Origin of the sequence: Janthinobacterium sp. RA13, assembly GCF_000745325.1 — a bacterium.
In the GTDB taxonomy this organism is placed as follows: Bacteria; Pseudomonadota; Gammaproteobacteria; order Burkholderiales; family Burkholderiaceae_D; genus Janthinobacterium; species Janthinobacterium rivuli.
Map to the genome: position 1 here is coordinate 3,955,008 of NZ_JQNP01000001.1, position 12,475 is coordinate 3,967,482.

Here is a 12,475-nt window from a genome sequence, read left to right on the forward strand (position 1 = left end):
AGTATCGGCGGCCACGCAAAATGGCCGCCGTTTTTGTATCCAAACCCAAAAAATTTTGAGATAAACTCTCAAATAATTTCTGATGCTGGCCAAATATACATTGGACATCACCAACATTAAATCATCACTCTGCATTATTTTATGTTTACTGAAAGCAATTACTGTAGAATTGATAAAATATAATTGTTATTTATAATACTTTTTAGCCTACATGAATGCAGGGAATCAGGACGCTGGCAAGTCACGCTCACCACAATATGGGCGCAGATAGCATGACTCCTCTCAATCAATTTTTTAAAATGGCAGTTATGGCTGGCGTGGAAAGTGCCGTCCAGCTCCATATCGATCGCGGCGATGATATCAATGCCCGCGACTCGAACGGGTTAACTTTGCTCATGCTGTCGGCCGCCAAGAATAAAGCTGCCATGTGCCGATTATTGCTGAACGCCGGAGCTGACGGTGCTTTGCTTGACTCGGTAGGTCGAACCGCTCATGCGATCGCGATTGCAGCGGGTGCTCAACAAGCAGTTGAGGTGTTACAGCCCCTAGTCCCTGAGCCCCTGACGATATCTGAACCAGCACAGGCACCGGCGATTGATGACGTCCCCGTTACCCTCACTGATCATGAGAGCGTCGCTGAGCCGACTTTTGATGTAGCCTCGGCCGAAGAAAGCCCGCAAGCGTCCATCGCCGCCCCAATGCCTCCCCCCATTTTAGAAGATGACGAGGAAGGATTTTCCCTGTTCGACTGGGAGCCCGAAGATGAGCTTCTTCCGCCTGAGCTGGACCCAGTATTAGTGGCAGAAGCCAGTGCAGCTCAAGCCGCCATCTCAGCACACGAACCGATCGACTCGTCGGCAGACTGGGATGATGTCGATGCATTCCTGCCTGAACAATCCGTTCCGTTCATACGCAAAGACGACGTTGAAACAAGGAGCCACTTACGACTACTGCTTTTGAGAGCGTATAGAGAAGGCAGCGTGCCGAGCATGGAAATCGAATCCTTATCGATGAATGCGGACGGCAGTGCCAACCCAGAATTTGAAGCCTTGCTGACCTTGGTCGTGAACGATTTGGGGGCCGAGGTCGATGAGCGATTTGAGTATGCAGCACCCGACGAAGATTTCACTATTTTTGTCTCACCTCAAGAGAGTGAGGAAGAAGAAGAACGCATCGACAACGCCATGCACTTTATCGACAGTACAGCATCCCGACGAGCCGAACCATTACGCCTCTATCTCAGGGACTTCCAAAAGATCAAGTTGATCTCTGGCGACGAAGAGGTTGCACTCGCTCAGCGAATGGAACAACAACACAAGCGAGCCTTGTATGCCTTGGCTCTCTGGCCATATGGTGTCGAGGAGGTATTGGCTGCCGGTCGCTTGGTTCAGGCCAAGAAGCGAACGCTGTTCTCCATGTCGATGGGGCCGCTTGAGGCACAACCTGAATTAAACGATACAGACGACGAACCTGTCATTTTGGCTGCAGTGGAGAGCAGTAGTGATGAGAGCGATGAGGAAGCCGAAGAGTCTCCTATAACATCCGACAACGCAGCCAGTCTTTTCTTCGATGCCCTGCTTCGCTTAAGTGAATCGGTGACAAATCCGGTGTCGGCTAGCAGTACTGATGAAATCAGAGAGCATCTTGATTCGCTGAGACTTACTACCTCATTCCTGTTCGGGCTAGCCAAGACCGCAGCTACGGACTCTCATGAATCGGCTGATGCATTTGTAGCCGCAATTACGGGCTATCTGCAAGCTCGTGAACAGATGGCTGCTGCCAACTTGAAACTGGCATTCCATATCGCCAAAAAATATCTATATAGCGGCGAGCCTCTTGACGACTTGGCCCAAGAAGCAAATATCGGTCTGATGAAGGCGGTCGAACGCTTTGATTGGCGACGAGGTTATAAGTTCTCGACTTATGCGACTTGGTGGATACGCCAGCAAGTCGGCCGTGCCGTTGCAGATACTGTCCGCACAATACGAATTCCTGTTCATGTTCACGACAAGCTTCAAAAACTCTCAAAAGAAACGCGAGCCTTTGAATCGGAAAATGGGCGTCCACCGGAGCCAGCAGAAATCGCAGAGAGTCTGGGTATCAGCTTACGGATTCTCGGAACACTTGAGAGAATTCCGCAAGAGCCGACATCCATTGATGATGACTTTGATGAGGAGCTGATCGATGCGAGTGCTTATGACAGCCTGGTGTCGCCAGATCCGTTCGAGTCCTGTGCAGAATCACAGTTCTGCCGGACAGTGGACTCTGTAATTTTGACGCTCAAACGGAAAGAAGAGAAGGTGACTCGCCTCCGCTTTGGTATCGGAGTGAATAACTCGTTCACTCTTGAAGAGGTTGGCGTGGCTTACGGAGTTACAAGAGAACGCATCCGTCAGATCGAAGCCAAATCTCTTCGAAAGCTACGCAATCCTATTTATTCAAATCGGCTCTTATTGGCGCTCTATGGAAGTCTGCCGGTGAGAGGGAAAGAACCGCTAAGTTGCGACGTGTCAGCAGATGAAGCTGATGAGGCAGACGGTGCCATCGTAGAGGAGATCATTACGGCAGTCGGCCAAACGCCTAGGATAGATCCTTTCAGCGAGATCAATGAAGACACAATCACTTATGTAGAGACGTCTTCACCTAATGAAGCTCATGAATCTAGTGCACTCATCCAATTGCCGATGCCATCAAAGTCTTTAGGTCGGCTGTTGTCCCAAATGGAGGACGCAGGTGTTCATGTGTTAGATGATCGCCAAGGGACGTCAGGAAAAATTTGGGTAGACGTGGCGCACACCAGCGATGGGCAATATCGCAAACTCGTTCGCAAGCTGTTGGCTGTCGGTTTTGAGTTTTCGCCAGGAAAAGGCTACTGGAAATGACGTTAAAAACACGTAGTGCACCACCTCACGCAATGGCAATGCTTGAGGCTCTCCGGGGTTTAGGCTATTCAACGTCTGCGGCACTGGCTGACATCATCGACAACAGCATCTCTGCCGAAGCAAACGAAGTCCGCATTGATTTCATTTGGGAGGGCACTGCGAGTCGCATTTCCATTTTGGATAACGGCCGAGGTATGACCGATGCCGAGTTAGAAAGTGCGATGCGACTGGGTGATAAAAATCCACTTGATGTTCGTGCTTCGCATGATCTTGGTCGCTTTGGGATGGGGCTAAAAACAGCGTCGTTTTCGCAATGCCGCCGCCTAACTGTAAAGACCATAAAAAACGAAACCGACAGCTGCTTGCGTTGGGACTTGGACGAGTTGGCGGCAAACCCGGAGGGTGGCTGGCTTTTATTTGAAGGCCCGGCTTCTGGCTCGTCCGCCTATATCAACGCATTCATCGCCGCGAAATCTGGCACGCTGGTACTCTGGGAGTTGATGGATCGAATCGTTACGGATGGCTATACAGCTGATAACTTTAATGACCTGATCGATACAATTGAATCGCATTTGGCAATGATTTTTCATCGCCTGCTTCAAGGTCCGCGTGCCAAGCTCAAACTACTACTCAACGGCAGAGCTGTAGCTCCTTGGGATCCATTTATGTCAGGTCATTCTGCGAAGTCATGGACCTCGCCAGTCACGAACCACTCGACCAGTTACGGGAATGTCGCAGTTCAATGTCATGTGTTACCGCACCGCGACAAGCTAACGTCTGCTGAATTTGAGGAGAATGCAGGCCCTGAAGGCTGGACCGCACAGCAGGGCTTTTACGTGTATCGAAATGAGCGCCTTCTTGTCGCAGGCGGATGGCTAGGATTGGGCAACGCTCGTGCTTGGAACCGAGAAGAGGCCCATCGCCTTGCCCGAATTCGACTCGATATCCCGAATACGGCAGACGCCGATTGGAAAATTGATGTTCGAAAATCCACTGCACGGCCACCGGTATCACTGCGTCCTTGGTTGATGTCGCTCGCCGAAAACACTCGCGAACGAGCACGGCGGGTATTTGCATACCGAGGGACACCCGCTCCGGCACAGGGCAATGTGCCCATTGAACAAGCTTGGCGTGTGGATCGCCTCAAAGCCGGCATACGCTATCGAATAGATCAAAATCACCCATCAATTGCAGCGGTCTTGGCAAGTGCGGGAGAGCTTCAACCACTCATTAAGTCAATGCTTCGCGTCATCGAAGAAACTGTGCCGGTGCAACGTATCTGGCTCGATACCGCAGAGAATAAAGAGACTCCTCGGACCAACTTTGATGGAGAGCCAAACGCAGCCATCGTCGAAGTTGCGGCCGTTCTTTTTGACGATCTCATTGAACGCAAAGGTCTCAGTGTGGAGGAGGCGCGCAAGTCTATGCTACGCACTGAGCCATTCCAAAAATATCCAACACTTGTGGCAAAACTGGGAGCTAAAACATGACTGTATCTGAAGAGGACGCAGCACAGAACGAGTTAATCGAAAATGTCATCGCTACTGCACAGCGACTGATTCGAGCCGAGAAAGACAAGTCAAAAGTCACGCCCGGATACATTGCGGCCAAAGTGCAAAAGGCGGTGGACATGTTCACGGAAGACGAACCGATCATCATCGACCAACAGGTGGTGATCTCTATTTTGATCCAGCGATTTAGCCACTGGATGGGTAAGTCTACTACTATGAAGGACAACACCAACCATAAAGATTGGTTGAATGCTGCTCGTAAAACGAACTGGCAATACTGGCGTCGCTACCAAGACTTCTTGGAATCCAAGTTATCGGATACCGTTGTGGAGGGCATTGACGAAGCCACGGATAGCATCCTTGAGTTGTTAGAGGATCCGCAGCGGACAGACTCATGGGATCGTCGAGGTCTCGTCGTGGGTCACGTCCAATCAGGCAAGACAAGTAACTACTCCGGTCTAATCTGCAAAGCTGCTGATGCCGAATACAAAATTATCATTGTGCTTGCTGGCCTTCACAACAATCTACGGTCACAGACCCAGATGCGTCTTGAAGAAAGTTTTTTAGGTTATGAGACTACTCTAGATCGATCCCCGGGCATGCCTATAGGCGTCGCAGAATTTGGTGGAGATCTAAAGACACATTCCGCGACAACACGTGCAGACAACGGCGATTTTAGTAAGGCCATCGCGAGCCATTTCCAAGGCATTTCTCCTGAAGCACGCCCATGGCTGTTTGTAGTCAAGAAGCAGAAAACCGTTCTAACAGCCTTGCTCAAATGGATCCAGAATCGTGTCGCAGACTCCACAGATTCAGAAGACGGTCGAAAGCTAGTGACAAAGCTACCGTTGCTTGTCATTGATGACGAAGCCGATAATGCATCGGTTGACACTGGCGAAGATATCGTAGATGAAAATGGGCTGCCTAATGAGGAATATAAGCCGAAGACAATTAATAGTCTGATTCGCCAAATTCTACATGCATTCAGTCGTAAAGCTTATGTAGGCTACACAGCTACACCCTTTGCAAACATTTTTATTCATCAAAAAGGCAGCACAAAAAAAGAGGGCCCGGACCTATTCCCAAAGGCGTTCATCATCAATTTGTCCGCACCTTCAAACTATGTAGGTCCAGCTCGCATGTTCGGGCGGATAACCAAAGATGGTCGTCAGGGAGCGTTACCTTTGTCGCGAAAAATCTTGGACGACTACGACAAGAAGACTCTATCAGGATGGATGCCACCTAATCATAAAAAGACTCACGAGCCGCTTTATGAAGGTCAGGAGACCGTTCCACCGTCGTTACATGAAGCAATACATTCATTTGTGTTGGCCAGTGCTGTGCGTGAGCTTCGCGGACAGGGAAAGCAGCATAGTTCCATGCTAATTCACGTCACACGATACGTAGATGTACAAAAACATGTGAGAGTTCAGGTTGAAGAAGTTGTCCGCCGCATGAAACAGCGAATCATTAGAGGAACTGATTCCGAGACTCTTTTAGTTCAACTGTATAAATTGTGGGAAAGTGATTTTTCTCGGACACGCGATGAAGTGGCTAAGCTATCTACTAATGAAGAACAACCACCCGTATTACCTGCATGGGAAGACGTAGTAGCTGTTCTCCCCAACATCCTCCACGATATACAAGTCCGCTCCATCAACGGAACGGCAAAGGATGCCTTGGATTACGCTACGCCGGGTGCTGCATTAAAAGTTATCGCAGTGGGAGGTGATAAACTTGCACGAGGTCTGACACTCGAAGGCCTTTGTGTTAGCTACTTCGTCCGAACTACGAAAATGTATGACACCTTGATGCAGATGGGCCGTTGGTTTGGATATCGACCAGGCTACTTGGATCTCTGTCGTCTGTACACATCACCAGACCTAATAAAGTGGTTTGAACACATAGCTGACGCATCTGAAGAGCTGCGTGAAGAATTTGACTTCATGGCAGAGGCGAAGCTGACGCCAGAACAATACGGGCTGAAGGTCAAGTCTCACGAACTTTTGACTGTTACGTCTCCACTAAAGATGCGAAATTCTGAAACGCTGTCACTCACTTACAGCGGAACGAGACCTCAAACGATTCTCTTTCGCAGAGACGCAGACGTTCAGAAAAAAAATCTGGATGCTACTGATATGCTCATCAGCCATCTTGGAGCTCCATCTCAGCATGATATCGAATATCAGCGTGATGGCGAAGCTCAACGATGGAATAACACGGGACTATGGAGAGATGTCGATGCAGCCAGCATCATAACTTTCTTGGAAAACTATGTGACAGATCCAGCTGCAACAAGTGCCAAAGCTGCTGTACTTTCCGATTTCATTACCCGGATGAATGACACTGATCAGCTCAAAAAGTGGAGTGTAGCACTCATCGGCAGTGGCAGCGGGGACGGTGACGCTCACCAATTCGGTCAGATTAAAGTGTCTTCATTTCCATTTCGAAAACTAGACGAAACGCCTGAAAAAAAAGAACCTTCAAAATTTGCAATTGGAGTTTTGACGGATCCAAAGGATGAAGGCATAGATCTAAATGATGAGCAATGGCGAGAGGCTCTAGCTTTAACTCGGGCGGCATGGAAACCTGAGCCAGCTCGCGGTCGAGTCAATCCTCCCACAGAGCCGAGCGGGAAAGGCATTCGTGAGGCACGCAAAAACTTGGGGGCGAGCGCCGACAGAGGACTGCTGCTGTTGTATCCACTGACCCCATACAATACGAAGAAAGATCCAATTGTGCCAGGATGGACAAAACCTATCATGGCTTTCGCCATCGCGTTTCCTGCAAGCGAAAAGCCTATCAGCGTGGATTACAAAGTCAATCTTTTATACTGGACCCAAGAATATGGCCCGTCAGAGTGATGAATTCTTAATGGCGTGGTCATCTCTTTCCGGCCTCGGTGAAGAGATGGGCTGGCAAGCCATTCCTATTGCTCCAGCATTGCCGCTTGAGCTACGGGCAGGCCGTCGCTCGCCAGATAACGCAGAGGCTGTATTTGTCGGGTTCCCGTCAATACATTTATCAGCAGCCGACAAGCTGCCGGAGGGCCAAGGCTTTGCGGTTGAGCGAGTGGACCCGCAAGGTGACAATAAGATGTGGCTTGCGTTGACACGAAAACCCACAGGCAGCGAAGATCTCTTCGCTAGCATGGCCTCGGATGTGGTCGGAGCACTCGATGATGCAGTGGCTGCGAGAGCGAACGAGCAAAAACTACTGCGTGTGTTTCTGGGCCGCGTCGGAGCTTGGCAAGAGTTCATGAGGAAAGGATTTCAGACCCTCAGTCCTGAAGCAGAAATTGGATTGGTTGGAGAGCTTTATGTGCTTCGATTAATCATCGACGCGGGGGTCCCAGCGCCAGTCGCTGTTGATTCATGGTGTGGCCCACTCGACGCACTTCAAGATTTTGAGTTGGGAACCGGGGCATTAGAAGTAAAGTCTACACTGTCTGCTATTGGGTTCCCCGCAAAGATAGGATCTCTTGAGCAGCTTGAAGACTCTGTTCGGCAGCCGCTGTTTGTGATCAGTGTTCGATTGAAACAAATCACCACCGGCAAGACCATGCCAGAGATAGTCGATGAGATGCAGTGCATTGTCAAAGGGGACGCCGAAGCTGAGCGCCTTATCTCGGAGAGACTGCTTGCCGCAGGGTATATCGAGCAACACGCTGAGCGATATACCAGACGATTTACACAAGCTAGCACTCGCATCATTGAGGTGAGCGAAGATTTCCCACGTCTGACTCTCGGAAATGTCCCATTGGGTATCACGAAAGCAAGCTACGAGATCGATCTGGATAAGGCCGCAGGCAAAGTGGTTGAGATCGATGAAGCATTGAAAAAATTAGGGGCAATGAAGATATGAATTTGACTGATTTTTTGCGTGAAACGCAGGCTAGTGTTCGCTCGCAAATGCGAGAAGGTGCGCTATATGAGGAGCTGGTTTTTTCGGGCATTGTAATGGATCACATGTCGGAAATCGGCATGACATTCGAGCCGGTTGAATGCCACTTTGAAGGCAAGTTCGGCTCAGCAAATTTGCGTCTTAGCGGCTATGCAATTTCGGAGGACTTGGATCAGCTAGATTTATTCGTCAGCCTCTATGCCGGCGTTGACGATCCGACGCCGATCCCGGACTCCGAGACCAAAACCGCAGTCGAACAATGCCTTCGCTTTCTGACGCTTTGCGCCGAAGGAAAGATGGCGCCCAAGCTGGACCCATCCACCAACGTTCGGTCTCTCGCAGAGACCCTACAAGCTATCTATAACGACTTGGAGCAGATCCGAGTCTATGTGATCACAGACAAGGTAGCGAAATCCAAGAGCTTCAAGACTCGAGAAGTCGGCGGCAAGTCCGTTCGCCTCGAAGTCATGGACATAGAAAGGCTGCATCGACACTGGTCCGAAGGGAAGCCACGGGATGAGCTGGTGGTGGACTTTGCCGAGGTATCGGGCGCACCTCTGCCCTGTGTGTTTGTGCCTGGTGAAAATGATGACTACGACTACGCCCTAACTGCCGTGCCTGGTGAGGCCTTGCGTCTTCTCTATGAACGGTTCGGTGCACGGCTGCTTGAAGCAAACGTGCGTTCCTTCCTGAGTGTAAAAGGCAAAGGCGTAAATGCGGGGATTCAAAGCACGCTGCGATCAGCACCTGAGCGATTTATGGCCTATAACAACGGTATTGTTGTTGTAGCCGATGAGATGATACTTGGAAAAGCGAATGACGGTTCCTCCGGCATCGCATGGCTCAAAGGCCTACAAATCGTCAATGGCGGCCAGACTACGGCCTCCCTCTACTTCACTAAAAAGAAATTTCCTTCGACGGACTTGAGCCATGTGCGGGTTCCAGCCAAGATTATTGTCATGAAGACGACGGATGCCTCGAAGGAGGAGGCTCTCGTCTCGGACATCTCTCGGTTTGCGAACAGTCAGAATGCGGTGAAACAATCGGACTTGTCTGCGAACAAGCCGTTCCATGTTGAGATTGAAAAACTGTCTCGCTCAATCTATTGCCCAGATGGCGTCGGCCAGTGGTTCTACGAGCGAGCGTCGGGTAGCTATAACACCCTGCTTACCCGCGAGGGCTCCACTCCAGCAAAACTCAAAGCACTTAAAGATGCAATCCCTACTGCTCGTCGTATTACAAAAACCGATTTGGCGAAGTATTTGACCGCGTGGGACCGTAAGCCAGATATCGTAAGCTTGGGATCACAAAAGAATTTCGATCGCTTTATGGCGAGTCTTACCCCCGCTGAAGGCCAAGAAATTCCACTGCCAAATGTTCAGGACTTCAAAGCGATGATCGCCAAGGCGAAGATCTACCGCGATGCTCAAAAACATCTACGGCCTATGTTCCCGGCGTTCCAAGCCAACGTCACGGCTTATACCGTAGCGCTCATGTCAGAGAAACTTGGAAGCCGCATCGACTTGGAACGTATTTGGACCAAGCAATCTGTATCGCCTGAGTTTCTCGCTCAACTGGCTGTGTGGGCCAATGAAGTGAATGAAGTGCTACATAATTCTGCCGGTGGGCGTATGGTATCGGAATGGGCCAAGAAGCCTGAGTGCAAGGACGAGGTCATGAATGCCAGTTATTCCGCGCCGGCTACTGACATACCAGAACTCAAGGCAATGTAGAAGCCAATTCGTCGGGGATAGGTAGCTTAATGACAGACATCGTTAAACCATATGTTTGAAGTCGGACGATGTTTGACATTAAGGGAGAAAACCCCAAACCGAAAGTTTTTGTAAAGAGCTTATCTTTACTGCGGGCTTACGTTTTCCGACTTCACCGCCATGATTTACCGGGCACTCCCGACATTGTTCTATTTGGTAGGAAGATCGCCATTTTTGTCCGTTGCTGTTTCTGGCACGCTCACATCGGATGCTATTACTTCAACGTCCCATCAACCAGAGCATTCTGAACGCAATTTGATGAATTCCAGCTGATCAATGGTTTGTTGCGTGATCTCGCTAGCGAGCCGCTGAAGTCTGTCCAAGGGTTCGCGCTTGAGTTCACACTCCCAAACCACTAACACGCGCCATCCTTTTGCCTGCAACGCAGCCATATTCTTGGCATCCCGTTCCAAATTGCTCTGGAACTTCGTTTCCCATCGCTCGATATTGGATGCAGGCTGAGTCGCAAAACGGCAGCTCGCGTGTCGATGCCAGAAACAGCCGTGTACAAAAATCACTACGTGGTATTTTGGCAATACAAGATCGGGCGACCCAGGTAGTTCACGCGTATGCAGCCGATAACGGAATCCCTGCGCATGAAGGTATCGGCGTACGAGCATCTCGGGTTTTGTATTTTTCGACTGAATCCCTGACATCATTCTCGACCGGGTAGCTGAATCGACTATGTCCATTTTTCCTGGTATCCTACGTACCCATACGAATTTTTATCCAAGGCAAAGTTGCTCATCAAACAGAAATCCAGTTTTACGGGAAATATTCCTATCGTTGACCTCTTTGCTGGGCCTGGAGGTCTTGGTGAAGGATTTTCGTCAGTAGAAAGTGACCCTTTCAGAATAATTGTATCGGCAGAAATGAGTTCCTCTGCGCACAGTACACTTCGTCTGAGGGCTTTCTATCGCCTACTCAAACGTCGAGGTGGAAATTCCATCGAATCTTATTATCGTTTTTGCAACGGCGAATCGGAATGTCCGTACGACGAAAACAACCATGATGCATGGGTGGAGGCAGGAGATGAAGCTCTACAACTGGAGCTGGGGAAGCCTCATGATAACGAGCAGCTTGACCGGAGAATTTCTGCACATGAGCTTGGTCCAGACACGCCATGGGTGCTGATCGGTGGCCCTCCATGTCAGGCTTACTCGATCGTGGGGCGAGCTCGCAACCGAAGCAATGTCGAATACCGTCCTGAAGAGGATCATCGACATTTCCTCTATAAGCAATACCTGCGAATTATTCAGAAATACCGTCCCGCTGTGTTCGTGATGGAGAACGTAAAAGGCATTCTCACAGCAACTGTTGGTGGGAAAAAGATTTTCGAGACGATCCTTGAAGATCTTTCGGATCCCGACAAAGCAATGGAAATGCCGGCTTCCGGAAGTGGGTACCGCATCCATTCCCTTACGTGTGCAACCAGATATTCCGCCAAAGACTCTCCACGCAATATCGATGTACACGATTTCGTCATCAAAGCAGAACAGCATGGAATACCACAGGCACGACACCGCGTGATTCTTATCGGTGTGCGCGAGGGTATCGGCTTGGGTATTCCCGCGCAGATCGAGAAAGCAGGTGAGGTTACAGTCGAGCAAGTTATTGGCTCTCTTCCCAAGCTACGCAGCCGGCTGAGCAAAGAGCCCGACTCGGATGAAGGCTGGGGCGACGTGGTGGCGAACCATTTCAGCGAGATGGCACGTGAGGTAAGAGACGCCCATGGCGATGCTGGATTGCAGGAGGTGCTCAGGGAAGCATCTGTTTCGATCAAACGAGGACTCGGCACAGGTAACAAGCAGCTTGGCATCCTGACGCAGGATGTAGAGAGTCCGGAATTGCTCGATGGCTGGTATTACGATCCGATGCTTTCGGTCTGGCTGAATCATGACGCCCGGGGACATATGCGCACAGATCTGCGGCGCTATGCGTACGCGGCGGCGTTTGCCGACACATTTGGCTGGTCGCCGAAAGGACATGGCGAATTCTCACTGCAGGGATTGAGACCTAATCATGATAACTGGGAAACGGGCAAGTTTTCTGATCGATTCCGTGTCCAGTTGCGCGGGCGGCCAGCCACGACGGTTACCAGTCACATTTCCAAGGATGGTCACTATTTCATCCATTACGATCCAACGCAGTGCCGCAGTTTGACGGTGCGGGAAGCAGCAAGACTGCAAACCTTCCCGGACAACTATTTTTTTCAGGGGAACAGGACCGAACAGTTCCATCAGGTGGGAAATGCTGTTCCTCCCCTTCTCGCGAAAAAAATTGGAGATATCGTTTATGCTCTGTTGAGAGGCGCCGATGCCGGCGTCTCTCCTCCTATGCAACAGGATATATTGGAATAGGTTACTCGGTAGGAAGCCGATGTTTGATCACCCGTGAACTTGATGAG

8 protein-coding genes are annotated in these 12,475 nt (G+C 50.2%); 7 read left to right on the top strand and 1 reads right to left on the bottom strand.

Going from position 1 to position 12,475, the window contains the following annotated elements:
- Nucleotides 1–272 precede the first annotated feature (272 nt).
- From FG13_RS29085 to FG13_RS31270, 6 genes are all read left to right on the top strand, one after another.
- On the top strand, nucleotides 273–2,882 hold the full coding sequence (locus FG13_RS29085) for a sigma-70 family RNA polymerase sigma factor (RefSeq protein ID WP_161784188.1): 2,610 nt from the start codon (nucleotides 273–275) through the stop codon (nucleotides 2,880–2,882).
- Nucleotides 2,879–4,372, top strand: coding sequence for an ATP-binding protein (locus tag FG13_RS17540; RefSeq protein WP_035822930.1), 1,494 nt, complete (start codon nucleotides 2,879–2,881; stop codon nucleotides 4,370–4,372). The genes FG13_RS29085 and FG13_RS17540 overlap by 4 nt, the downstream gene beginning before the upstream one ends.
- Complete coding sequence (locus FG13_RS17545) at nucleotides 4,369–7,257, top strand: Z1 domain-containing protein (protein WP_035822932.1); 2,889 nt, start codon at nucleotides 4,369–4,371, stop codon at nucleotides 7,255–7,257. Before FG13_RS17540 ends, FG13_RS17545 begins: the two co-directional genes overlap by 4 nt.
- On the top strand, nucleotides 7,241–8,257 hold the full coding sequence (locus FG13_RS17550) for a PD-(D/E)XK motif protein (RefSeq protein ID WP_035822934.1): 1,017 nt from the start codon (nucleotides 7,241–7,243) through the stop codon (nucleotides 8,255–8,257). Before FG13_RS17545 ends, FG13_RS17550 begins: the two co-directional genes overlap by 17 nt.
- Nucleotides 8,254–10,029, top strand: a complete 1,776-nt coding sequence (locus FG13_RS17555) for an AIPR family protein (protein ID WP_035822938.1) — start codon at nucleotides 8,254–8,256, stop codon at nucleotides 10,027–10,029. The genes FG13_RS17550 and FG13_RS17555 overlap by 4 nt, the downstream gene beginning before the upstream one ends.
- A gap of 68 nt (nucleotides 10,030–10,097) precedes the next feature.
- Nucleotides 10,098–10,316 (top strand): hypothetical protein, encoded by a 219-nt coding sequence (locus tag FG13_RS31270; protein WP_081922625.1) that lies wholly within the window; start codon nucleotides 10,098–10,100, stop codon nucleotides 10,314–10,316.
- On the opposite strand, the gene FG13_RS17560 is transcribed toward FG13_RS31270, so the two are convergent.
- A complete protein-coding gene (locus FG13_RS17560; protein ID WP_035822942.1) occupies nucleotides 10,299–10,760 on the bottom strand; it encodes a very short patch repair endonuclease in 462 nt (153 codons plus the stop codon). The two genes, FG13_RS31270 and FG13_RS17560, sit on opposite strands and share 18 nt — an antisense overlap.
- Nucleotides 10,761–10,808: 48 nt before the next feature.
- Between FG13_RS17560 and FG13_RS17565 the strand changes: the two genes are divergently transcribed.
- The gene (locus tag FG13_RS17565; protein WP_235211758.1) at nucleotides 10,809–12,428 is read left to right on the top strand and encodes a DNA cytosine methyltransferase; all 1,620 of its coding nucleotides are present in this window, start codon (nucleotides 10,809–10,811) and stop codon (nucleotides 12,426–12,428) included.
- Nucleotides 12,429–12,475: the final 47 nt, after the last annotated feature.